The sequence below is a fragment of the Halobacteriovorax sp. HLS genome, assembly GCF_004006665.1.
Taxonomy (GTDB): domain Bacteria; phylum Bdellovibrionota; class Bacteriovoracia; order Bacteriovoracales; family Bacteriovoracaceae; genus Halobacteriovorax.
Window position 1 is genome coordinate 229,678 of sequence record NZ_QOCL01000002.1, and the last position, 23,381, is coordinate 253,058.

Genomic DNA, 23,381 nt, shown 5'->3' on the forward strand with positions numbered 1-23,381 from the left:
ATGTATAATCTCTATGACGATAAGCCCATTATTGCTTGCAGTACCGGTATGGTTTCTAATAGTGCAATAGGGCTTATTCGAATATCTGGGTTTGATAATTTAATATCTCTTCAGGAATTTTTCAGCTTTGATCTTAAAAAGGTTAAAGCTAGATATAATCACTTCTCAAAGTTATTATTTAATTCATGTGTTTTGGATGAAGTTGTATTTAGCTACTATCCTGGTCCCAATAGTTACAACGGTGAAAATATTCTTGAAATTTCCGTTCATGGGAACCAATTAAATATTTCTAAGATTATTTCAGTATTTATAGATAATACAAATATTAGGGCTGCCAGAGAAGGGGAGTTTTCTTACCGTGCTTTGAAAAATGGTAAATTATCGCTTTCTCAAGTTGAAGGCTTAGATTTACTTCTTAATGCAAGCTCCTCATACATGCTAGAACAGGGTTTGGACATACTTCAGGGAGACTTATATCTTAAATACAAAGATCTTCACTCTTCTTTTTTAAAGGTAAAATCTTCGATTGAAATAGGTATCGATTTTTCTGAAGATGTGGGCGAGGAAACCTGTGCTACCTTATTAAATGAGGCCTTAGATGAGTTTTCTGTTATTATTAATCAACTGCATTCTCGTATAAGTTCTAATTTGAGTGAGCTAAGTTCTCCAAGTGTTAGTCTAGTTGGTAAGACAAATGCGGGAAAAAGTTCATTATTTAATTTATTGCTTAATTCTGATAGATCTATCGTTTCCGATATAGAAGGCACTACAAGAGATTACGTTTCTGAGTATATCAATATGCATGGTAATAATTTTCGTGTTATTGATACCGCAGGATTAAGATCTACTACGGATTCTATCGAACAAATTGGCATTAAAAAGGCCTTAGATATACACTCAAGCTCCTTTTTCAAAATCTTAGTTATAAATCCTTTAGATAATATTCAAGAGAGCTTAAATATTCTTGGTGATAACAACTTTGATTTGGTAATTTTTAGTCATGCTGATAAGAAGCTTGATATAGACTTTTCATTGTATGAGGAAATTCTTCAAAGTGCTGAATACTCGATCAATACATGCCTTTCTAGTGATAACCGCGATTATATTTTAATTGGTCCTATGGGGGCAGATAGTAAATTTGGTTCTATAGAACCAGTTAATAAAGTTGGTCCTATGGGGGCAATTTCAAAATTTGGTCCTATAGAACCAGTAGGTAATGGTCCTATAGAACCACTTTCAAGATATATATCCTCTTTAATTGTTGATAAATTTACTAAGTTAACGGCTGACAAACCTCTGCTAATTGATAGACATAGACAAAAGGTAAATGAAATATATTTATCTTTTAAAGATTTTCAGGATATTTCAATAAATAATACTGATATTGCAATACTGTCTAGTGAAATCAATATCTTAGGGTCTAAAGTTTCAGAGTTGGTAGGAATTATCTCACCAGATGATGTTTTAAATAATATATTTTCGAACTTTTGTATTGGAAAATAGGGAATTTTTATAATATTTTCAATTATTTATGGACAATTTCTCTCAAAATGCTTAAATCACTCTATTAATTTGTTCCACGTGGAACTTTCAAATCTTGTGTTCCACGTGGAACTTTCAAATCTTGTGTTCCACGTGGAACAAAGTAGGGAAGTAAATGAGTCATTCGTACGACATCGTAATAATAGGTGGTGGTCATGCAGGCTGTGAAGCTGCATGGATATCTTCGCAGTTTGGACTTAATGTTGCCATTGTAAGTATGCCCGGTGTTGGTCTTGCTTCTGCTCCTTGTAATCCTGCTATTGGTGGAGTAGGTAAAGGACAAGTTGTTAGGGAAATTGATGCCCTTGGCGGACTGATGGGGATTCTTTCCGATAGTTCCGGGATTCAGTATAGAATATTGAACGAATCTAAGGGGTACGCTGTCCAGTCAACTAGGGTTCAGGTTGATAAGGACATTTATACAAAAAATGCAGAACAGATGATTATGTCTGTTGAGAATATAACAGTAATTCGAGAGAAGGTTGAAGCGGTATCGAAAAATGACTTGTTTCAGATTACTACATCAGGTGGAACTTACAATGCTCGAAAAGTAATTGTCACAACAGGTACATTTTTAAATGGTAAGCTACATACTGGAGATGTAACAACTCCTGGTGGACGAGTTGAGTGTTTGAGCTCCAAGGGTATGGGGGATATTTTTAAAGATGTCGCTACACTTGGAAAGAGGTTTAAAACTGGTACACCTGCTAGATTAGATAAGGACTCGCTTGATTACTCCAAGTTTATTGAGCAAAAGAGTGATCCAAAGACTAAAAATTTTCATTCATTAAATTCACCGTACTCAAGAGCGCTAGAGCAGAAATCCTGCTACATTGCTCATACTAACGATAAAACACTTGGGATAATTAGGGCTAATAAAGAAAGATCTCCGATTTATAATGGTCAGATTACAGGTATTGGTCCTAGGTATTGTCCAAGTATTGAAGATAAAGCTTTTAGATATCCTGATAGAAATTCCCACCATGTATTTGTAGAACCTGAGGGCTTAACAGCGCAAACGATTTATCCAAATGGAGTATCAACAAGCTTGCCAAGAGAAGTCCAAGAAAGTTTTCTTCAGACAATTGAAGGTTTTGAATCATGCAGAATTCTAGTTTATGGTTATGCTGTTGAGTATGACGTTGTTGATACTGCAAGATTAAACGATTGCCTAGAGTATGAAGATATTCCAGGTTTATACTTTGCGGGTCAAGTTAATGGAACTTCTGGTTATGAAGAGGCTGCTGGTCAGGGAATTATTGCAGGAATTAATGCTTGTTTAAGCCTTTTAGGAAGAGAGAAGCTGGTTTTAGATAGATCCGAGTCTTATATAGGTGTAATGATCGAAGATTTGATCTCAAACAAGAGAGATGAGCCTTATAGGTTATTTACCGCAAGGTCAGAGAATAGACTTTATGTTCGTGAGGATAATGCTGTTAATAGAATGGCGAAGTATCGAGCGCAATTAGGTCTAAACCTAGAAATCGACTACTTTCAAGAGAGTTTCCTTGAAGAATTTGAGCTACTATGGAATTTGATTAAGAAATCTAAAATTTATGCCACTAAATCTAATAAAGATTACTTTGAAAAGCACTCATATGGAGAACTATCAAAGAATATCTTTATGGATGAACTTATTAAAAGATCTCAGGTCGATCCAGTAGATACTCTAGTTCGTGAACTGAAAAAGAGAGGTACTTGGTTTAGCGATGAGGTAGTTTATACTGTTGCAATTTCTCTTAAGTACGAAGGCTATATTAATAGATCAACCATAGAAAATGCGAGAATATATAGATTAGGTAGGAAGAAGATTAACTGGCAAACTATAGTCGAAGGAAATATATCAAACGAATGTAGACAGCGTATAATTGATATAAAACCGAAAACATTTTCACAATTACAGAGGATTGATGGCATTAGGCCAGCGACTCTTGTTTATGTAGCAGGAAATATTATCTCATGAAGGAATTTGCAAAAAGATATCTAGATTTACTAACAGGTGAGTATGCCGGAATAAATCTGACGAGAATAACTACCTTTGAAGACTTTTATCAAAAACAGATTGTAGATTCAGTTTTGCCCCTTGAGGTTAGTAAGGTTTTTAAAAAAGAACTGGAAAGTGTAAATGTTATGGTTGATGTTGGATTTGGTGGTGGTTTTCCACTTCTTCCTATGGCCGCAAAGTATCCGAACAAAACATTCATTGGATTTGAAGCACGAGCAAAGAAAGCAAAGGTTGTTCAAGAGATCGCTCTTAAGCTCGGTCTTCAAAATGTTAAATGCTATCACCATAGAATTGAAAATGTGGTAATAGATTTACCGGCCGTGATTACATTCAAGGCCGTAGGAACTCTTGAAGATTTTGTCCCAAAGCTAAATTATAAAAACGATATCAATGTATTCTTTTATAAGGGGCCGAGCTTTTACGAACTAGAAGAAGTCGAAAGGCTTGAGCATAGATGGAAGATTGTGGAAGAGTGCTTTTATGATTTAGAGGGAACAGATGGTCGTATGCTTATCGGTCTGAAGAATAGGAAAGTTCCACGTGGAACAAAGTCAAAAAAAGAAGCGAAAAATCTTGTCAATTTGTCAGAACTAATCTAATTTTTAAGTGCACACAAACTTTTTTAGGGGAGACCTAAATGGCTAAAATCATTGCTATGATGAACCAGAAAGGTGGGGTTGGTAAAACAACGTCTACCATTAACCTTGCGGCCTGCTTAGCAGTAGCTGAGAAAAAAACTTTAGTAATCGATCTAGATCCTCAGGGGAATGGAAGTATAAGTCTAGGGCTAGATGCGTCGCATCATGCTGAAAAAAATATTTACCATGCGATGATAGGTCAGGCTCCAATATCGGAATGTATCTATCAAACAGAGTTGCCATTTTTACATATATGCCCAAGTGATAATAACCTCTCAGGAGCTGAAATTGAGCTTGTAAGCCTTTTTGCAAGAGAAGCTAAGCTGAAGGCTGCATTTGAAACTATTAGAGCAGATTACGACTATATATTAATTGATTGTCCTCCATCTTTAGGTCTACTAACAGTGAATGCATTAAATGCAGCAGATACGTTCATAGTTCCAATGCAAACAGAATATCTTGCAATGGAAGGTCTAGCACAACTATTAAACACTGTGAGGTTGATTAGAACTAACCTAAATCCTAATCTGAAAATGGATGGAATTCTTTTAACAATGTTTGATAAGAGATCAAGCTTACACAAGCAAGTAACATCAGAAATTAGAAAGCACTTTGGGGAGAAAGTTTTTAAATCAGCGATCCCTAGAAATGTAAAACTAGCAGAATGTCCAAGTTTTGGAAAACCAATAATTCTATATGATATCGAATCAAAAGGTAGTGAAGCATACTTAGCTCTAGCCAAGGAAGTGATTTTGAAAGAAAGAATGGGTGATCTTCCAGAAGTACCTACAACAGAAGCAGCAGCAGATGAGCTTCCTGAGGTACCAGTTATAGAAGAGAGCTTAAATCAACAACATGATCAACTACAGTAGGCGGTATTAGATGGCAAAAAAGATAGCTTTAGGTAAAGGTATTGGTTCTCTTATTTCTGGTGCAAATAACGAATCAGTTTTAGGGAATTTAAAAAATAGAATGGCCATAGAGGGACAAGAAGGTGCTGGCGGTGCCGTTCAGAATACTTCTGTTGAAACTCAGCCATCAATGATTGAGATTTCACAAATTAAAACTAATCCTAATCAACCAAGAAAAATATTTAAAGATAAAGAGCTTGAAGAATTATCAAACTCTATTAAAGAAAATGGTGTTATTCAGCCTGTGATCGTAGTTCAAACTGATAATGGATTTGAACTAGTGGCAGGTGAGAGAAGATTAAGAGCATCGAAATTAGCTGGTTTAACTAAGATTCCTGTTGTGGTTAAGAGAGCAACTGATCGTGAAAAAATGATTATGGCAATCATTGAAAACGTTCAACGTTCAGACTTAAACTGTGTTGAAGAGGCTCTTGCTTACTATCAGTTAATGGATGAATATAAATTAACACAAGAAGAAGTTGGGAAGAAGTTAGGTAAAGAGCGCTCTACTGTTGCAAACTTTTTAAGGATTTTAAAATTACCAAGAGATGTAATAGAATTATTACAAAAAGAGTTATTATCTTTTGGTCATGCTAAGGTTCTTGCATCAGAAAAAGATAGAGAAAGAGCGATAAGATTTGCTAACTTAGCAGTAAGAGAAAACCTTTCTGTTAGAGAGTTAGAAAAACAACTTAAAAAGAAATTATCAGTTAAAGCTGATAAGGAAACAAATCCATTTTTTGACGAGAAACTAGATGGGTTGAAGCAGAAGCTTGAAAATAAAACTGGATTTCATTTCAACATTAACTCTAAGAAGAACGGTGGTGGAGAAGTTTCACTAAAGTTTTCCAACGAAGCTGAGTTTAATGATATTTTTGAATATTTAATGAATAGATAATTAATGCCCCCATAGGACCAGTTTTATAAATTGGTCCTATAGAACCACAATGAGTTATAATGCAACGAAGCGAAAAAGATATATCAGCAATTATTGAAGAAGGTTGTAAATTTGAAGGCAATCTATCTTTCAATGGAGTCGCCAGAATTGCTGGTATTGTTAATGGAAGCATTTTTTCAAATGATACGGTTATAGTTTCTGAGGGTGCAATTATTAACGCAGATATTAATGCAAATATTATTTTAATCTCAGGGACTGTTAAAGGTAATGTTAAAGCATCGAGCAGGGTTGAAATAATCAAGCCAGCTAGGTTTGAAGGTACTATCACAACTCCAAGCCTCATTGTTGAGGAGGGTGTTATATTCCACGGTACTACTAAAATGCGCGATCAGGAATAGTAACGCACTTCGAATAAATAAATTATACACATTCAAAAATCTATATATACTTCTTAAATTCCTTGACGTTATACGCCTAGAAAAGTATTCATAAAGGTCAATTAATCCCTTGAAACGTAAGAATTTATTCACCTCATGAAGTGAGTAAAATTAGGAGTCTTTAAGAATGGATACTATTCTTAACATTTTTAAAAGTTTAGGTGCTGATATAACTTTTTTCTATCAACTAGCACTTGTTATTATTTTTTACTTTGCACTGAAAATGTCTTTGTTTTCTAAGCTACAGGAAGTGTTAGATCTAAGAGAAAATAAGACAACAAAGCTTGACGGAAATGCGAATAAGAAATTTGCAGAAGCTGAACAGCTTTCACTTAAGTATAAAACAGAATTGGATAAAGCTAATCAAGAAGCTTATTCAATCGTATCTCAAAAAAGAAATGAATCACTTACTCTTCAAAAAAAGAAAGTTAAAGAAGTCGAAGCAAGACTTAATTCTGAAGTTGATGAAAAGAGAAAAGAATTTATGGCCGAACTTGAAGTTCATAAAACAAATATTTTAAAAGAAGCAGACTCATTATCAAGTGAGCTTGTGAATAAATTAACTAATTAAGGAATTTATAATGTTGAAGTTTATCGCTTTAATTCTTTGTGTGTCTGATACTTACGCTGCTGGTGGAAGTCATGGTCACATCTCAGATCTTATTCTTCCTGCATGGAACTTTGTACCTTTATTTATTGTTATGCTTTTACTTCTAAAAAAGCCAATTAGTGAAGGTTTTACAAAGAATGCTATGGACGTAGAATCTCTTTATAATTTAGCAGAAGAAAAAGATAAAGAAGCTCAAATCAAGCTTGATATGTATGAAAAGAAAATGAATTCTCTTAAAGTAGAAACTGAGAGATTAATGTCTGAAGCAAAAACTGATGCAGAAAATATTTCTGTTGAAAGTGAAAAAGAGACAGCAGCAATAATTGAAAAAATGAATAAAGATTCAGTTGCTAAGGTCGCTTATGAAAAAAGTCAGGCCGTTAGAAATATCAATGCAAGTCTGGTTGATGAAGTTGTTGCAAAAGCAAAAAGTAAAATAAATGAAAATAAAGATTTCAAAGACAAGGCTACTAAAAAGCTTGTTGCTGAAATTTAAAAGTTGGTGGTTGTAGAATGAAAGAACAAATTGTAGCAAAAGCTTATGCTCAATCACTTATCGAATTAGCTGAAGAAGCAAAGGTCGATGCGGCGAAAGAGTTAACAGATCTAACTGCTCTTATTAATAAGAGTAATGATCTTGAGAATGTTCTTTTCTTGGATGTTTTCACAGTAGAAGAAAAAGAAACTGTTTTGAAAGAAGTACTTTCAAAATTAGGGATTTCTTCAATTGTAAAAAACTTTATTAGCTTTTTAGTTAATGAGAAAAGAATTGGTATTTTACCTTTAATCTTTAAAGAAGTTATCGTTATTGATGACCACAATAAAGGTTTTTTAAGAGGTACTATTGAAGGTAGTGATTCAGAGTTATCTGCTGAGTTTAAAGCTAAGATGACAAATTATCTAAAAGATAAACTGGGTTTAACTACAGAACTAACTTATGTAAAAAATAACGATATAACTGCAGGATATAGAGTTACAGTAGAAGACTTACAGTTGGATGCTTCTCTAGATAATCAGTTAGCAAAATTTAAAGATTCAGTATTAAGTGAATAAATATTAAAGAGGTATCTAATGTCGATGAACCCAGAAGAAATTACGAGCATTATTAAAAGTAGAATTGCTAATTTCGAAACTAAATTACAAGTTGATGAAGTTGGTACAGTTCTAACAGTTGGTGACGGTGTTGCCAGAGTTTTTGGACTTAAGAACGTTATGTCTGGAGAACTAGTTGAGTTTGGAACTGGTACTAAAGGTATGGTTCTTAACCTTGAAGCGAACAACGTTGGTGTTGCTATCCTTGGTGATGACAACAACATTAAAGAAGGTTCAACTGTTAAGAGAACTGAAAGAATTGTAGAAGTACCTGTTGGTGACGCTCTACTTGGTCGTGTTGTTAACGCAATTGGTGAGCCAATTGATGGTCAAGGTGAAATTGCTACAAGTAACTACAAGCAAGTTGAAATTAAGGCACCTGGTATTATTGCTAGAAAGCCAGTTCATGAGCCACTACAGACAGGAATTAAAGCGATTGATTCGATGATTCCAATTGGTAGAGGTCAACGTGAACTTATTATTGGTGACCGTAAAACTGGTAAGACAGCTGTTGCACTAGATACGATTATCAACCAAAAAGGTAAAGACGTTGTTTGTATTTACGTAGCTGTTGGACAAAAAGCTTCTACAGTAAGACAAGTACAACAGAAACTAAAAGAAGCTGGTGCTCTTGAATATACAATTATCGTATCTGCAACTGCATCAGAAACAGCTCCTCTACAATTTTTAGCTCCGTATACTGGTTGTACAATGGGTGAATATTATAGAGATAGTGGAAAGCATGCTGTTATCGTTTATGATGATTTAACTAAGCAAGCACAAGCATATAGACAAATGTCACTTCTTCTAAGACGTCCACCAGGACGTGAAGCATTCCCTGGGGATGTTTTCTATCTTCACTCAAGACTACTTGAAAGAGCGTGTAAGCTATCTGATGAATTAGGTAATGGTTCATTAACAGCTTTACCAATTATTGAAACTCAAGAAGGTGACGTTTCTGCATATATTCCTACAAACGTAATTTCGATTACTGATGGTCAGATTTTCTTAGAGTCAGATTTATTTAACTCTGGTGTACGTCCTGCTGTTAACGTTGGTATTTCGGTATCAAGAGTTGGTGGTTCTGCTCAGATTAAAGCAATGAAGAAAGTTGCAGGTACACTAAGACTAGATCTAGCTTCGTTTAGAGAGCTTGCTGCATTCGCTGCATTCGGTTCTGATTTAGATGCAGCTACTCAAGCACAGCTTTCAAAAGGTGAGAGACTTGTTGAGCTACTTAAGCAAGGGCAGTATGCACCAGTTGAAGTTGTTGATCAGGTAATCGGTCTATTTGCAGCAACTAAAGGTCTATTTGGATCAGTTCCAGTTGCAAATATTGGTGATGCTGAGAAAGCACTTATTGAGTTTATGAATAGTAAGCACTCGGATATCGTTAAAGAGATCACTGAGAAAAAAGCTGTTCAAGATGAAGCTAAGTTAACAGAAATCATTAAAGATTTCGTATCTGGGCTTAAGTACTAGTTGATAAGATTATCGCTGACCTGTTAAACAGGTCAGTTTTAAGAAGGGGCCATAATGGCAAATATTAAAGATCTTAAGAAGAAAATTAAAAGTACAAAAGGTACTTTAAAAATTACTTCTGCAATGAAGCTTGTGTCGGCTGCAAAGTTGAATAGAGCACAGATCGCAATTCAATCTTCTAGGCCTTATGCTAAGGAACTAGAAGAAACGATTAAGACTGTTTCTGCTCTTGTTCAAAATTACACACACGAGTATTTAGTAGAAAGTGAAAATACTAAGGCTGCATTACTGGTAATTTCTAGTAACAAAGGTCTATGTGCTGGTTATAATTCTCAACTTGCAAAGAAAGTTAAGAACTTTATATCTGATTCAAGTGAAGAGCTTGATGGATACTTTATAGGTAAGAAAGTTAAAGATCTCATAAAGAAAGATATTGAAGTTGTTAAGGAGTTTTCTTTCAATAGAATTGAGCCTACATATAACGAAATGGTAGATGTTGCTAACGAGCTTGCTGAAAAATTTAAGGCGGGTGAGATTGGTAAAATCTATGTAGCTTATAATGTTTTTGAATCAGCAATTTCATTTGAACCTACTGTTAAGCAGGTTCTTCCTATGTCATTAGCTGAAGAAGAAAAAGAAGAATTAAGAGATAAGTTTCCATTTGACTTTAAGTATGAGCCAACTCCAAAGGAAATACTTGATGGGCTAATTCCTCAGACTTATATCAGTGCAATTTACACATCTTTACTAGATGGGATTGCAGCTGAGCACGGTTCGAGAATGAGTGCAATGGATTCTGCTTCTTCTAACTGTAAAGAAGCAATTGATAAATTAACAATTAAAATGAACAAATTAAGACAAGCGGCAATTACAACTGAACTAATCGAAGTTGTATCAGGTGCTGAGTCATTAAATGGCTAAGGAGCAAGTAATGTCTGAGAACATTGGTTACGTTAAGCAGGTTATGGGACCAGTTGTTGATGTTGAATTCCCAAGTGGAAATCTTCCAGCAATCTACAATGCCATAACACTTACAAACAAAGTTATTTCTGAAAAAGAAAACAATCTAGTATTAGAGGTATCTCAACATCTAGGTAACAATATCGTAAGAACAATTGCGATGGATGCTACTGAAGGTCTAGCGAGAGGTCTTGAATGTCGTGACACAGGAAAAGCTATCCAAGCACCTGTTGGTAAAGAAGTTCTTGGTCGTATTATCAATGTTACTGGAGAAGCTATTGATGAAGCTGGTCCAGTTCCAGCGAAAGAGTCTTGGGGAATCCATAGAGCTGCTCCATCTTTCGAAGTACAATCAACTTCAAAAGAAGCATTCTTTACAGGAATTAAAGTTATCGATCTTCTAGCTCCTTACTTAAAGGGTGGAAAGATTGGTCTATTCGGTGGTGCGGGAGTTGGTAAAACAGTTCTTATCATGGAATTGATTAACAATATTGCAACTCAACACGGTGGTTTCTCTGTATTCGCTGGTGTTGGTGAAAGAACTCGTGAAGGTAGAGATCTTTTTGACGAAATGACTGAGTCAGGAGTTATCGAGAAAACTGCACTTGTATATGGTCAGATGAATGAGCCACCAGGGGCAAGAGCTAGAGTTGCACTAACAGGTCTTACTGTTGCTGAATACTTCAGAGATGTTGAAAAGCAAGACGTTCTTTTCTTCGTTGATAATATCTTCCGTTTTACTCAAGCTGGTTCAGAAGTTTCTGCACTACTTGGTCGTATTCCATCTGCCGTTGGTTACCAACCGACTTTAGGTACTGAGATGGGTGCTATGCAGGAAAGAATTACATCAACAAAAGATGGTTCAATTACTTCAATCCAGGCCGTTTACGTTCCTGCGGATGATTATACGGATCCAGCGCCAGCAACTACATTTGCTCACCTTGATGCGACTACTGAACTTTCAAGAGCGATTTCAGAAATTGGTATTTACCCAGCGGTTGATCCACTGACTTCTTCTTCTACGATCCTTTCAGCAGATATTCTAGGTGATGATCACTACAATACTGCAAGAGCTGTACAACAGATTCTTCAGAGATATAAGGAACTTCAAGATATCATTGCTATCCTTGGTATGGATGAACTATCTGAAGAAGATAAGCTTATTGTTGCAAGAGCTAGAAAGGTTCAGAAATTTCTTTCTCAACCATTCTTCGTTGCTCAACAATTTACTGGTCTTGCTGGTCAATTCGTTAAGATTGAAGACACAATTGCAGCGTTTAAAGCAATACTTGCAGGTGAGTGTGATGATCTTCCAGAGCAAGCTTTCTACCTAGTGGGTGGACTTGATATGGTTAAAGAAAAAGCAGCTCAAATAGCTAAAGAGAACTAATTTTATGAGGGCCTAGCCCTCATAATTTAATTTTGGGATAATTATGAATAATTATACAGTAGATATTTTAACTCCATATGCAATTATTGCTAAGGATGTTCCTGCTGAAGATCTTCTTGTTCCTACTGAGAGAGGTCAGATCAATATCTTAAAAGATCACACACATATTGTGACTCAATTAAGTACTGGTATGATGTCTATCTTTGGTGGAGCTGATGATCCAGATAGATACTTTTCTTTAACGAGTGGTATTTGCAAGGTACTTGAGAGTAAAATCACAATTCTTGCTAATGTTGCTGAAGAAGCACATGAGATCGACAAAGAAAGAGCAGAGCAAGCACTTAAGAATGCTCAGAGCAAACTTAAGACAGCAGATGGTCTTACTGATGAAGAAATTACTAAGTACAGACGTAAAGTTGAAAGAGCGCAGCTTAGAATTCAACTTTCTGAATTCACTAAAAATAGAAATCTTTAAGAAGACTATTCAAATGGATATCCAAAGGGCCGCTTATGTGGCCTTTTTTTGTTTTGGCCATTCAAAAACTTACTAGGCAAAGTTTTATTGCTTTATTTAATTGCTATAAGTAGTGAAAATATAAGTAATTGCAATGAAAAAACATTTACTATTTTTATCCATATTCGCCTTATTAACAGCGGCTTCGTTCGAAGCTTCGATTCGTGTGTTTAAACATGCAACCACAGTCACAATTATAGACTATTCTGGCCTTCAAAAAGCATTAAGCACTATCAGCTCGACATCAATGAAAGAGCTCTCACAAGAAGTCTCACAGGCTAATTCTGATAAACGTATCTCGATTATCGAGAACAATATTATAACGAAAAACAAAATGGCCTTAAGAAGCTTCTATTTTAAAAAGAAAAGTAAGAAGTTTACTCGCAAGACAAATGAAGAAAACTTAGCAAGATATGTGATTAATTCTTCAGAATTAATATCACTGAGCGCAATGAGGGTTCCAATGATTAAAACAGTAGCAGTTGTTAGTATGTTGAATGGGTTTACGCTTCCAGTAGAAAATCCAGTATTTGACCAAGAAATCCAGTTAGCAAAAGAAGTTAATAAAGAAAGTGGCAAGGAAAAGCCATTAAAGCTTATAAAGAAAGATGTTAAACAAGATGTAATAAAGACAGCAATGTCTTCGACTGAGAAATTAAATGCTAGTGAAGAAGCAATGATTAATGAACTTGTAAATAATATCAATATTGATAAGAAAGTCACAAAAGAAAATAAGAAAGTTGAAAGTGAAGATGATCTTTTATTTTTTGACTATTCAGAGAAGAAGGTCGAAGCACCTAAGAAAGTGAATTCTATTATTGAGCAAAAGAATACTACGCCTCAAATTATCTCAATGTTTCAAGATGCAAAAAAGGATATTCAAGAAACTATAAAAGAAGAAAGAAAGCAAAGTGATGCTCTTAAGTTCTTAGATAATAAGTTACCAAAAAATAAAGTGACTACTCAAGATAATCATCAACCACAAAGACAAGAAGTAGAAAAGGAAAATGACTATCCAGTAATTGCGCAAGCTGACCCTGCTGTAAAAGCACTTATGAGTAGTCAGAAAAAAAGTAATTATCCTAGAAATGCAAAACTTACTATAAAGACATCTGTTGGAATGATCGGAAAAAGTCTTGTTGCAAATACAAGTCAATTTCAATTCATAAGTGATGTTAGTTTTGGAGAGCCAATATCGAGTGGTTCTATAGGGGCAATAGAGATTGAAGAAAAGATTAATGAGCGTGTTTCTACAATAAGAGGAACACTTTTAAGTAGTAATACATATCCAACAATAGTGGAGTTACCTCTAGAATATGGTGATTATTTAATGAATATTCCTCTTCTTGATCGTGACGACTTATTCAAGAGATTTGAAGGTTTAAGAGGAGCGATGCTATTAGTAGAATTAGATGAAAATACAGATAGTATTGATATTGATCATAAGTATGTTGAAAGAATTTATCTTAGTGAAAATTTTAAAGAAGTTGATGAAGCATCAAACTACAGATTTATTTTATTTCTAGGTGTTGAACCTGGAAATACTTTAATTCAGTATCTAACACTTAATGAAGAAATAGGTGAAAAAATAGTACATCTCGTAGAAGATCATATTCTTTATGAATCGAATACATTTATGGAAAGTACAAAGGATAAAATTGAGCTATATGAGACAAAGGTTCTTGGGAAAAAAGATCTTGAATTAGATATCGATTCAGATAGCATGAAGTTTTTTAATAGCGGAATTAAAAGTAAGTCTGTTGGCCTAAATCTATACGAGATTGATATCCCTGTAATGCCTCTAGGAATGAGAAAGTATCTTGAATTGTCTCATATGGGTGAAACAATATATGCTGGTTACCAAGATAATAAAGCAATCCATATTCCAAGTAAGGAGTATCTAAACTACGTTATGGATACTTTTGATATCTCCAGCTTAGAGAATCAATGTATGATTCAAATAAACTTTAATAAGCCTATTGTAGATCTCACCTATGCCAGTGAAAGCTTAAAGGGACCAATCGCTTTTGAAGTTCTATATTTAGACAAAGATGGGATGTTTAATACTGATCCTAGTGACTTTGCGAAAAAGATATTTTTAGTTGGTGATACGCAAGGCTCAGTTAATATCAAAGTTGAGTATGCAGACAATTCAAAAGACTATTTACAATCATTTTGTTCAAGAAACACATTCTTAGTTGAGCAGCTGTAATATCATTTATTACAGCGCATTTTGCTAACTAAATTCTTCCAATTTTTGGGATACTTCTTAGTTATATACTTGGTAGGTAGCTCGTAATATTTTTTGGGATTTAAATTTACATCTGAAAATAGAATTTGTCCCTTTCTGAGTTTCGTCTTTAACTTCCTTCTTTTAAAGTGAAGATTTAGCTCTCTTGAGTCAGGTTCAAGTGAATCTATATTCTTAAAATATGTAGCAGGAGATGTCGTACACTTTGTTAGGAAAATCTTCATTCTAGTGTGTGGATTACCTTTTGGTGTTTTATAGAAATAGTCTCTGTATGCTAATGCGTAAACAAGAGCAGTAAATTCAGAATAAAAATTGATAGATGCAAAACCAATATGGGGATGCTTATAATTTCTTAGAATATATTCTAGATCAGCATCACTCTTTTTTAGTTTTCTTTTGGCCCGTATATAATGTTTAGGGCCAGAATTATAAGCCGTTATCGCTAAATCCCAAGACTTGAGAATCTGCTTATTTTGTTTTAGAAGATGAAGTGCACTGATTGTAGAAAGAAGTGGGTTTAATCTTCCATCAATATAAGTATTCACAGGCATGAAGTGTTTTCCTATGTGCTTCATGAATTGCCAAGTACCGGTAGCACCAACTTTAGACTTTGCTTTTGTGTTAAAAGATGATTCTAGAAATGGTAGGGCCTTAAGTTCTTTGGGTAACTTAAACTGCTCAAAATACCTATCCATAGATTTTTCATAAGGTAAAATATTAAAAAGACCTTTTTGAATATTATCTTTTTGACCGGTTTGAGCTCTGAGGTTATTGCTTAGCTGTTTATAAAATGCTTTTATTTTACTTTTGCCACGTGGAATCTTTATGCTTGCGTGCTTTAGGGCCTTGATAATATTCTGTTCTTGTAGCCCTTGATTTTTACCTTTACCTAAATTATTGAATGCCTTTTTTAAAACTTTAACCTTGTTTAAAGTAAGTTTGGACTGAAGTGCAAACTTCGTATGATGGTTAAGTCCTGATTCGGCTAAAGAAGTATAGTCTATAATATCGTATATAAGTTTTAGATTCTTCTTGTCGTGTAAAACAGAATAATTAGAATTGTATAAAGTATAGATATTGAACCAGAAATGAATATTATTGTAAAAGTACTTTGGAACTGGAAATTCATCTGAAATTCTATTGTCTGGATCATTTGCATAATAATGAAATTGATCACCTTTATAAATTGGTCCTATATCAAAGTAGGTGACTTTCTTTTTAAGAGCAATACTTTCAATAATTGTAAGATCATCTTGGAAGAAATTCTCAGGAACCAATGCAAGAGAGTTAAGATTCAGAAATAATAATATAAGTGCTAACTTTCCCATTCATGCCGCTTGAAAATGTTTATTGTTCTTTTATATCCAGCAGAAACCATTTCTGATGTTTTATCTGGATTTAAAGAAAAAGAGTTTCTAAAGAATAGCTTATAATCTTCATGTTTTGGGAAAATATCCACCATATGAACATTTGGTTTATAATCAAGTTTTCTTTCAAGTATAGATGTTAACTGCTTTCTATGACGTACCTCAATATTATTTGATTTAAGGTATTCATTCACAGTATTTATTATATCAGCACTTGAATGTCTTCTGGCCCTATTTGCAACAATCTTCTTTTGAATCATAAGATAAATTGCTTGAGTGGCTATTGCAGGAAGTCCATAGTTCACAAGTGAACCTATTTCATCATGATAGTGATATGGTGTATGAGTCCAAGAAGAGATTATAACTTCACAATTATGATCAAAAGCAACGTGCGTTGAAAGTGTCTCTCTAATTTCTCCATCAATATAATAATCAGTTTGTTCAGTTAGAGGATTTTTAATTGGATATGGACTATAGAATGGTGGAACACTCATAGATGCCGTGACTGTTTCAGCAAGAGGAATTCCAGTATAGTAATTAGCAGTATTATCATGAGAAGGATTCGGATAATTATACTTACTAAATATTACCTTTCTTGAATGATCTAATTGAGTGGCCACAACAAAAAGATCAGCTTTGAGCTCTTCGAATGTTTTAACAGTTAAGACATTTTCATTAATATAGTTATGTAGGCCTTGAGTGGTAAATAGACCAGACATAGAAACGATAGGCTTGAGAAATCTCTTGAGTAGCCCCGGAAAACCTTCGAGAGGATCATAAAATCCTGCTGTGTCAGTATTAATAATAGGCTTTTTTAAACTAAGCATATCTTTATAATTTATGGCACGAATTTTACTATTGTTCTTATTTATAGTTGCTTCAATAATATCCATAGGACGATGTCCACTGGCAAAATAAAGTCCAACTAGAGATCCTGCACTTGATCCTATATAACTTGAGATTTCTAACTCACTAGGTTCAGACTCATTATTCTTGAGACTGTATCCAAGCTCTTCAAGGGCCAAGGCGACCCCCAGATGCCAAGCAGCAGCTTTTACAACACCACCAGACATTACTAAGGCAGTCTTTTTATTTTTAAAATTTGATATATCTACTCTTTGCATAGAATACAGTATAGACTCGTCTTCGTTTAAAATAAATAAAGTTTTTTAGTCAGGTAATGATTCTCCCTTTGATTAATTTGCTATAATTTAATAAAATAAATGAGTATTCAATAAATCATGGAGTGATTATGCAGAATGACGGAATATGGCTATCCATTTTAGAGTATTCACAACTCAAAGATATATCTATTTCAACAGTACGCCGGTACATAAAAGCAAATAGAGTAAAATTCAAAAAAGAAAATGGAAAATTTATAATTTTTATGAATAAAGAAAATTATATTCGTTATAAGTCTAATAATGATGAAGAAAGTGAAATTTTAGCTCATAAATTAAAAATTCAGGAATTAGAGTTAAAAAATAAAGCTCTTCAACTTGAGAATGACGAACTAAAGATGCTTGTGCAAATTTACGAGAATACTCAATCTCAAACTGATCTTCCTGAACTACCGGTACTCATATGAAAATTTTCTCATTGATAATATTACTCTTTTCAATAAATACGTATGCAAACGAAAGTATGCGACGATGTATGATTCTTCCAATTAAAGACTCGGTTGGAGGAGCAATAGGCTTCAAAGTTTATGAAAGAGTTGAAAAATATCTAAGAAGATCAGAGTGGTGCTACTACAAGCATAATTCTGAAATAATCAATATATTGGGTAATTATAAAAAGAACCTTGATGAGCATTTAGCGAATCCTGAGGTTATTAAAATTGTTGCTCAAAAAACAAAGGCCGGAAGTATAATTAAGGCCTCAGTTGAAAGCGTAGGAAAAGGTGTAAACGTAAGCTTAGAAGTCCTAGGTGATAACGGAACGGATGTATACTTTAAAGAGAAATTACAACTAACTACTAACGACCCTGTAATGATTGCGCAAACAATAATGAATTGGCTGGATCTTTATGAGAAGAATATACCTTACGATGGAAGAATTCTTGGAGTGCTAGGTAACCAATTTACGGTTGATTTAGGAAAAGGTTACGGCGTATTTCAAAATGATGATGTTGAAATACTTAGACCAATTAAAAAGAAAAAGCATCCTTTGTTTAAAGAAATAGTAGACTGGGAAACAGAGAAGTTAGCAGATGGAAAGATATTTTATGTTTCTGTAAATCAATCACAAGGAAAGATTGATAAATATGTTACTAGAAAAAGAGCAGAAATAAATGATTGGGTTATTGTAAAAAAAGATCAGTCTAATACTAAAAACTTAAATAACCTTCCATATGACCAAGATTCAAAAAATGATTTTAAATTTGGTAAGCTAGGGACAGCAGCGATATTTGCGACACTTGGTAGTGGTAAGATTTCTAGTTCAACTGGTTCAGATACTCGTAATATGAGTGGTACTCTCTTTGGAGTGAATCTTGATGTGGAAGTGTGGGCCACGCGTAATATTTGGACTAGTTTCGAATTGGGAGCAAAGTTTGGAACATATTCTAAAAGTAGCGGTAATTTAACAACGAATGAAAACTCCGCAGCAAATAGAATTCTCAAGTTAAAAGTAGGATATAAATATCTTCCATTAGGTTTCTTTTATGGGCCACAGTTAGATGGCTATGTAGGCTACGCAGGATATAACTATGGTGTTGACTCTCAAGTTGGAGACAGGATCGGAGAAGTTTCATTTAACGGATTATTATTGGGAGGAAGAGGCTCAATACCTATAATGAAAAAATTTAGGGCCTATCTAGGTATTGAATTTATGCTCACGTCTAGCTATACAGAGGAAGTATTTCTATATGGTCAAGATGAAAGTAGTAAGCATTACAGCATTGAACTTGGAACAAGTTATGCTTATAGTCCAAATATGGCGATCGAAGGTGGAGTTGACTTTAATAGTAATGAAGCAGAGTTTGCTGGTGGTGAATCATTATCTTTCAAAGACACTAACTTTAAAGCAGGTGTAAGGTTTAATTTTTAAATGAATAGAGTTGAAGAATTAGAAGCACTTATAGAAAAGCACAAGATCTTATACTATCAAGGTAAAGCCGAGATAGAAGATCACGTTTACGACTCTCTAGAAGATGAGTTACGTGAACTAAAACCAAATAGTTCAATACTTCAAGCAGTTGGGTCTGTTACTACTGGCAATGCCAAAGTGAAGCATGACCATAAGATGTTGAGCTTAAATAAGACTTATAAATATGATGACTTAGTTGCTTGGAGCGAAAATAGAACGATTATTTCTATGTATAAAATAGATGGGATGAGTTGTTCATTAATCTATGAAAAAGGACAGCTTGTAATGGCCAAGACTAGAGGTGATGGTACCTTTGGTGAAAATATTACGGCCAAGGCACAATGGTTAAGCTCAATTCCTAAGGCAATTGATTTGAAGGAGCGGATTGAAGTTCGTGGCGAGATCTATTGTGAAGAGGCAAGTTTTTTCCATTTATCAGATGAAATGGTATCGCTAGGTTTAGACAAGCCTACATCTCAGAGAAATATAGTTGCCGGTATAATCTCTAGAAAAGATCACGTTGAGCTCTCTAGACACTTATCTTTTACCGCTTTTGAATCAATCTATGAAAATAATATAAATACAGAACATGAAAAAATGCTGGCTCTTAAAAAGCTTGGTTTCAATATTCTAGACTATGTCGTTCATAAGAGTGAAAGTACGATTAAAGAGACGATAGAAGATGCAAAAGTATTCATGGCAGAAGGTGATTATCTTATTGATGGAATTGTTTTTAGTTTTGATGATTTAAAATGGCATCGTGAAATGGGAGAAACTGCCCATCACCCACGTTACAAAATGGCCTTTAAGTTTCAAGGTGAATCAAAAGAGACAAAGATTAATGAGATTGCGTGGGGTGTTTCTCGAAATGGTATATTGACGCCAGTAGCGAATGTAGAGCCTGTAGAACTAAGTGGAGCTACAATATCAAGAGTAACTCTACATAATTATGGTCTTGTCCGACAGTATGAACTTAAGAAAGGCGATACCATTGAAATAATTCGCTCTGGTGAAGTTATTCCAAAGTTTTTATCAGTAGTCACATCAGCAGAGAATCAATTTCAGGTTCCTGAAAATTGCCCTAGTTGTGATGAATCAGTTACCGTTGAAGATATAAGACTTGTCTGTAAAAATGAAACCTGTCCTGCAATCATAAAAGAAAGCATCTTAAATTTTATTCAAAAGATTGGAATAGATGATCTTAGTAGTAAAAGATTGGATGAATTAATTAACTCTAAGCTTATTACTAAAATATCAGATCTTTACACCATAAATGAAGAACAGTTAATGAGTCTTGATAAGGTTCAGCAGAAACTGGCCGATAAATTGATATCTTCTATTAATAAAAGCAAGAATGTAGAACTAGTTAATTTTCTAGCAGCATTAGGCATAAGTGGTGGTGCGTATAATAAATGTGAGAAAGTTATTTTTGCTGGTTATAATACACTTGAAAAGATCAAGTCTCTAACGGTTGAAAAGCTTGAGCAGATTGATGGTTTTGCAAATAAGTCTGCAACTGAGTTTATAACATCTCTTAACTCGAAACTAGATCTAATTGAGCAATTAGAAGAAGTAGGATTTGTATTTGAAGAGGTGGAAAGAAAGCAAACTGAGATTTCGAATAAGAAAATTTGTATCACAGGTTCTCTTTCAGAGAAAAGATCAGTTATAGAGGCAAGTATTCGCGATGGTGGAGGTGTAGTTGTAAGCTCTGTCTCAAAGAATACTGACTTTTTGTTAACAAATGATAAAACAACTAACTCGAGCAAATTAAAAAAAGCCTTAGAGCTTAATTTAACAATAATCAATGAAGAGGAATTAAAAAAGATTCTTAACTGACCTTTTTATAATTTGGATCTTTAAAATCTAGTATGACGTCTGTGAAATACCTTTTTTCACAATCACTAATACTATTTTTAACAATACCACTTTTAAAGGCCTCATCAATTTTTGTCCACTTATCAATAAGTTCTTGAGAAGCATCAGCTTGTTTGAGTGATTCGAGTAGGAGCTTGTGTCTTAATTCAAATAACTCCTCTGAAATCATCATATTTTTGTGAGTTGGTATTGGCATTCTTCCGCAATAGTCTTTTGGGCCACCTAGAGCAGAACTCATAAAGTCTACTTGCTGAGATTCAATAATTTTCTGATCTATATGCATGAAATACTTTCCAATCCATTCATGTTCATAGATCTTATCGTAGAAGATCTTTGCAATTTTCTCTAACATTACTTTACCACCAAGTTTTTCAAACTCAGGGTATTGGTCCTTAAGAGGCTCGTTCATAATTGATAACTCCTCTTTTCATTTGTTTAGAAATGTAGTCTATTATTGCATTCCAATTCATTTCAATTTCAGAATTCCATTGTTGAGCATAGGTTTTTTCTAATGCGTACAAGAAGGAATTCTTAGCAAGTTGATAGTGTCTATTTGTTACTTCGTAGCACATGTGTCGTACGCCTAAGTCTTCAAAGTATGGATCAAGATCTGAGATATTATTCTTATATTCTAAGATAGCTCGGATTGATTGCTTAAACTCAAATTTTTGTTTACCAATTTCTGTATTTCTAAAAATATGTGAAACTTCAAATGTTTGTTCGAAGAAATGATCATAGAAGAATTCTACAAAGAGGTCTAAATTTTGAAGTAAATGGTCGCTATTAAGGTTCATACAGACCTATCGAGAAATAGGCCTGTAAAATTAGCGTAGATGATTTTCTTTAGAAAAAATTGAGAATTATCTTGGGCAACCCCAGAAGCTTTTCTTTACAAAGTCATAGTAGAGGCAGTCTCTTTTTCTATATAAGCCGTTGAAAATGCCCGACGCAACTTTTGAAATCTTAGATCTTAATGCTTTAACCTCTTTCCAACTTAGTGAAATAGCTTCTTTAGAGTGAAGTGGGATAGATGAGTCGCCTTTAAGTGTAGTAAATAGATTGAGTACTTCTTGGTCTGGTAAATCCTGTTCAGTTCTGTTCCAGCTCCATTGATTATCAAACTCTAATTTGAACTCTTTAAATAGTTTGGAGTTTACTAGGCCGTTATAGAAAACCATGTTATCAAATTGGTTGTGCTCAGCTGTTTTACTTAAGTTATATGATCCTGAGATTAGAGTAGTTTTAGAGAAGTCTTCTTCGTCATAATCTACGATAATAAATTTATGATGATTAAGTAACCAGTGTCTTGGAGATGGTGAGATTGAATAGAACTTAACTCTCACTGGAGGTGTAAGCTTAGAATTGCCAGGAAGTGATTTCCAGTCAGCTACAAATTGTGGAGTCATTTCTTTATTATTAATATTCGTTTTAAATTCTTGATTATCTACTGCGAGTTTAACTTCTACTCCACGCTTAACTGCGCGAATAAGAGCATCAGAAATCGCTTTAATATTAAAATGATTTAATGAAAGAAGTATATTTTTATTAGCGTTATCAATTTTACCAATAATTGCATCTCTAACTTGCCATGTTTGCTTAGAGGTTCCACCTATCCTACTAAGAGAAATATACTTTCCTGATTTATAGGCACTTGAAGTTGGCTTATTTTCTTTAATGCTGAAGTTCATAGAACTACTATATAGTCGTGTTTCAGTATCTGCAGGAAGATTGGTATTTGAAGAAGAAGCCATTTTTGGAGCAATTCCTTCTTGGGCCGTGAAAATATCCTTTGCTGAGTTCCAAAGGATTACAAACTCCTTATTGAATTGTGTTAATAGAGTTTTACCTTGAGGAGATTTATTATCATGGTAAATAAAATTCTCACTATATCTAGACTTTGCTCCATTAGACATATTGGCCGAAGAGTTGACTAGGAAACTTCCATCTATAATGAAAAATTTCTCATGCATATTCATCTTCGCAATTTTAAGGTGTGCGCCTAGCTGTTCAAGCTCAGTGGCTACTTTCTTTATCGAGTCTTTTTTAGCTAGACTAGGGTGTAGAACAATTTTAACTTCACTACCATTTGCTAGTGCTTCTTTAAAAGAGTCTGTTATTCCCTTGTCAGACCAGGAATAGATTGTCGCGTATACAGATTTATTAGAAGACTTTACTTTGTCATAAATAATTTCAAATGCTTCTGTACCTTCATGCGGAGAGAACTTTGAATAAAAGTCTTTAGCAAGACTTGAAAGAGATAATGTACATATAAAAAGAAAAATTAATGTCTTCATATTTCACCTATTAAAACGCAAT

The 23,381-nt window shown here is 34.2% G+C and carries 21 protein-coding genes and 1 pseudogene; 17 read left to right on the forward strand and 5 right to left on the reverse strand.

Annotated elements, in window-relative coordinates:
* The 14 genes from DPQ89_RS04090 to DPQ89_RS04155 all read left to right on the forward strand — a co-directional run bounded on the left by DPQ89_RS04090 (position 1) and on the right by DPQ89_RS04155 (position 14,691).
* On the forward strand, positions 1–1,503 hold the full coding sequence (locus DPQ89_RS04090; protein WP_127715480.1) for a tRNA modification GTPase: 1,503 nt from the start codon (positions 1–3) through the stop codon (positions 1,501–1,503).
* Positions 1,504–1,657: 154 nt separating this feature from the next.
* Entirely contained in the window at positions 1,658–3,505 is a 1,848-nt protein-coding gene (gene mnmG / locus DPQ89_RS04095; RefSeq protein ID WP_127715482.1) for a tRNA uridine-5-carboxymethylaminomethyl(34) synthesis enzyme MnmG, read from the forward strand.
* Positions 3,502–4,146, forward strand: coding sequence for a 16S rRNA (guanine(527)-N(7))-methyltransferase RsmG (locus DPQ89_RS04100; protein ID WP_127715484.1), 645 nt, complete (start codon positions 3,502–3,504; stop codon positions 4,144–4,146). Before mnmG ends, DPQ89_RS04100 begins: the two co-directional genes overlap by 4 nt.
* 38 nt (positions 4,147–4,184) lie before the next feature.
* The gene (locus DPQ89_RS04105; protein ID WP_127715486.1) at positions 4,185–5,057 is read left to right on the forward strand and encodes a ParA family protein; all 873 of its coding nucleotides are present in this window, start codon (positions 4,185–4,187) and stop codon (positions 5,055–5,057) included.
* A gap of 10 nt (positions 5,058–5,067) precedes the next feature.
* Positions 5,068–5,994: a ParB/RepB/Spo0J family partition protein gene (locus tag DPQ89_RS04110; protein ID WP_127715489.1), complete on the forward strand. Its 927-nt coding sequence runs from the start codon at positions 5,068–5,070 to the stop codon at positions 5,992–5,994.
* Between the two features lie 59 nt (positions 5,995–6,053).
* Entirely contained in the window at positions 6,054–6,392 is a 339-nt protein-coding gene (locus tag DPQ89_RS04115) for a polymer-forming cytoskeletal protein (protein WP_127715491.1), read from the forward strand.
* A 166-nt stretch (positions 6,393–6,558) separates the two neighbouring features.
* A complete protein-coding gene (locus DPQ89_RS04120) occupies positions 6,559–7,002 on the forward strand; it encodes a hypothetical protein (protein ID WP_127715493.1) in 444 nt (147 codons plus the stop codon).
* Between the two features lie 10 nt (positions 7,003–7,012).
* On the forward strand, positions 7,013–7,537 hold the full coding sequence (locus DPQ89_RS04125; protein WP_127715495.1) for an ATP synthase F0 subunit B: 525 nt from the start codon (positions 7,013–7,015) through the stop codon (positions 7,535–7,537).
* 17 nt (positions 7,538–7,554) lie between these two features.
* The gene (locus DPQ89_RS04130; protein ID WP_127715497.1) at positions 7,555–8,094 is read left to right on the forward strand and encodes a FoF1 ATP synthase subunit delta; all 540 of its coding nucleotides are present in this window, start codon (positions 7,555–7,557) and stop codon (positions 8,092–8,094) included.
* A gap of 18 nt (positions 8,095–8,112) precedes the next feature.
* Complete coding sequence (gene atpA / locus DPQ89_RS04135; protein WP_127715499.1) at positions 8,113–9,615, forward strand: F0F1 ATP synthase subunit alpha; 1,503 nt, start codon at positions 8,113–8,115, stop codon at positions 9,613–9,615.
* A 54-nt stretch (positions 9,616–9,669) separates the two neighbouring features.
* Positions 9,670–10,536, forward strand: coding sequence for an ATP synthase F1 subunit gamma (gene atpG, locus DPQ89_RS04140; protein WP_127715501.1), 867 nt, complete (start codon positions 9,670–9,672; stop codon positions 10,534–10,536).
* Between the two features lie 10 nt (positions 10,537–10,546).
* On the forward strand, positions 10,547–11,965 hold the full coding sequence (atpD, locus tag DPQ89_RS04145) for a F0F1 ATP synthase subunit beta (RefSeq protein ID WP_127715503.1): 1,419 nt from the start codon (positions 10,547–10,549) through the stop codon (positions 11,963–11,965).
* A gap of 43 nt (positions 11,966–12,008) precedes the next feature.
* Positions 12,009–12,440, forward strand: a complete 432-nt coding sequence (gene atpC, locus DPQ89_RS04150) for an ATP synthase F1 subunit epsilon (RefSeq protein ID WP_127715505.1) — start codon at positions 12,009–12,011, stop codon at positions 12,438–12,440.
* A 133-nt stretch (positions 12,441–12,573) separates the two neighbouring features.
* Positions 12,574–14,691 (forward strand): hypothetical protein, encoded by a 2,118-nt coding sequence (locus tag DPQ89_RS04155; RefSeq protein WP_127715507.1) that lies wholly within the window; start codon positions 12,574–12,576, stop codon positions 14,689–14,691.
* 2 nt (positions 14,692–14,693) lie between these two features.
* On the opposite strand, the gene DPQ89_RS04160 is transcribed toward DPQ89_RS04155, so the two are convergent.
* Together DPQ89_RS04160 and DPQ89_RS04165 are read right to left on the reverse strand one after the other, a co-directional pair.
* On the reverse strand, positions 14,694–16,058 hold the full coding sequence (locus DPQ89_RS04160; RefSeq protein ID WP_127715509.1) for a lytic transglycosylase domain-containing protein: 1,365 nt from the start codon (positions 16,056–16,058) through the stop codon (positions 14,694–14,696).
* Positions 16,046–17,221, reverse strand: a complete 1,176-nt coding sequence (locus DPQ89_RS04165; protein WP_127715511.1) for a patatin-like phospholipase family protein — start codon at positions 17,219–17,221, stop codon at positions 16,046–16,048. Before DPQ89_RS04165 ends, DPQ89_RS04160 begins: the two co-directional genes overlap by 13 nt.
* A 128-nt stretch (positions 17,222–17,349) precedes the next feature.
* Here DPQ89_RS04165 and DPQ89_RS04170 point away from each other — a divergent pair, with 128 nt between their 5' ends.
* The 3 genes from DPQ89_RS04170 to ligA are packed head-to-tail and all read left to right on the forward strand — an operon-like array spanning position 17,350 to position 21,026.
* Positions 17,350–17,685, forward strand: a complete 336-nt coding sequence (locus DPQ89_RS04170; protein ID WP_127715513.1) for a hypothetical protein — start codon at positions 17,350–17,352, stop codon at positions 17,683–17,685.
* A complete protein-coding gene (locus DPQ89_RS04175; RefSeq protein ID WP_127715515.1) occupies positions 17,682–19,148 on the forward strand; it encodes an outer membrane protein in 1,467 nt (488 codons plus the stop codon). The genes DPQ89_RS04170 and DPQ89_RS04175 overlap by 4 nt, the downstream gene beginning before the upstream one ends.
* Positions 19,149–21,026, forward strand: coding sequence for an NAD-dependent DNA ligase LigA (ligA, locus tag DPQ89_RS04180; RefSeq protein ID WP_127715517.1), 1,878 nt, complete (start codon positions 19,149–19,151; stop codon positions 21,024–21,026).
* Here ligA and DPQ89_RS04185 read toward each other — a convergent pair.
* The 3 genes and pseudogenes from DPQ89_RS04185 to DPQ89_RS04195 all read right to left on the reverse strand — a co-directional run.
* Positions 21,019–21,468: pseudogene (locus DPQ89_RS04185) on the reverse strand (group 1 truncated hemoglobin); the annotation flags it as partial. The gene ligA and the pseudogene DPQ89_RS04185 sit on opposite strands and share 8 nt — an antisense overlap.
* Positions 21,458–21,859 (reverse strand): globin domain-containing protein, encoded by a 402-nt coding sequence (locus tag DPQ89_RS04190; protein WP_127715521.1) that lies wholly within the window; start codon positions 21,857–21,859, stop codon positions 21,458–21,460. The pseudogene DPQ89_RS04185 and the gene DPQ89_RS04190, both read right to left, overlap by 11 nt.
* Positions 21,860–21,925: 66 nt before the next feature.
* Positions 21,926–23,359, reverse strand: a complete 1,434-nt coding sequence (locus DPQ89_RS04195; RefSeq protein ID WP_127715523.1) for a phosphatidylserine/phosphatidylglycerophosphate/cardiolipin synthase family protein — start codon at positions 23,357–23,359, stop codon at positions 21,926–21,928.
* Positions 23,360–23,381 lie beyond the last annotated feature (22 nt).

Bases quoted from the DNA above. Each gene is read 5' to 3' on its own strand.
- DPQ89_RS04090 (WP_127715480.1), top strand. From the start codon at position 1: ATGTATAATCTCTATGACGATAAGCCCATTATTGCTTGCAGTACCGGT.
- mnmG (WP_127715482.1), top strand. From the start codon at position 1,658: ATGAGTCATTCGTACGACATCGTAATAATAGGTGGTGGTCATGCAGGC.
- DPQ89_RS04100 (WP_127715484.1), top strand. From the start codon at position 3,502: ATGAAGGAATTTGCAAAAAGATATCTAGATTTACTAACAGGTGAGTAT.
- DPQ89_RS04105 (WP_127715486.1), top strand. From the start codon at position 4,185: ATGGCTAAAATCATTGCTATGATGAACCAGAAAGGTGGGGTTGGTAAA.
- DPQ89_RS04110 (WP_127715489.1), top strand. From the start codon at position 5,068: ATGGCAAAAAAGATAGCTTTAGGTAAAGGTATTGGTTCTCTTATTTCT.
- DPQ89_RS04115 (WP_127715491.1), top strand. From the start codon at position 6,054: ATGCAACGAAGCGAAAAAGATATATCAGCAATTATTGAAGAAGGTTGT.
- DPQ89_RS04120 (WP_127715493.1), top strand. From the start codon at position 6,559: ATGGATACTATTCTTAACATTTTTAAAAGTTTAGGTGCTGATATAACT.
- DPQ89_RS04125 (WP_127715495.1), top strand. From the start codon at position 7,013: ATGTTGAAGTTTATCGCTTTAATTCTTTGTGTGTCTGATACTTACGCT.
- DPQ89_RS04130 (WP_127715497.1), top strand. From the start codon at position 7,555: ATGAAAGAACAAATTGTAGCAAAAGCTTATGCTCAATCACTTATCGAA.
- atpA (WP_127715499.1), top strand. From the start codon at position 8,113: ATGTCGATGAACCCAGAAGAAATTACGAGCATTATTAAAAGTAGAATT.
- atpG (WP_127715501.1), top strand. From the start codon at position 9,670: ATGGCAAATATTAAAGATCTTAAGAAGAAAATTAAAAGTACAAAAGGT.
- atpD (WP_127715503.1), top strand. From the start codon at position 10,547: ATGTCTGAGAACATTGGTTACGTTAAGCAGGTTATGGGACCAGTTGTT.
- atpC (WP_127715505.1), top strand. From the start codon at position 12,009: ATGAATAATTATACAGTAGATATTTTAACTCCATATGCAATTATTGCT.
- DPQ89_RS04155 (WP_127715507.1), top strand. From the start codon at position 12,574: ATGAAAAAACATTTACTATTTTTATCCATATTCGCCTTATTAACAGCG.
- DPQ89_RS04160 (WP_127715509.1), bottom strand. From the start codon at position 16,058: ATGGGAAAGTTAGCACTTATATTATTATTTCTGAATCTTAACTCTCTT.
- DPQ89_RS04165 (WP_127715511.1), bottom strand. From the start codon at position 17,221: ATGCAAAGAGTAGATATATCAAATTTTAAAAATAAAAAGACTGCCTTA.
- DPQ89_RS04170 (WP_127715513.1), top strand. From the start codon at position 17,350: ATGCAGAATGACGGAATATGGCTATCCATTTTAGAGTATTCACAACTC.
- DPQ89_RS04175 (WP_127715515.1), top strand. From the start codon at position 17,682: ATGAAAATTTTCTCATTGATAATATTACTCTTTTCAATAAATACGTAT.
- ligA (WP_127715517.1), top strand. From the start codon at position 19,149: ATGAATAGAGTTGAAGAATTAGAAGCACTTATAGAAAAGCACAAGATC.
- DPQ89_RS04190 (WP_127715521.1), bottom strand. From the start codon at position 21,859: ATGAACCTTAATAGCGACCATTTACTTCAAAATTTAGACCTCTTTGTA.
- DPQ89_RS04195 (WP_127715523.1), bottom strand. From the start codon at position 23,359: ATGAAGACATTAATTTTTCTTTTTATATGTACATTATCTCTTTCAAGT.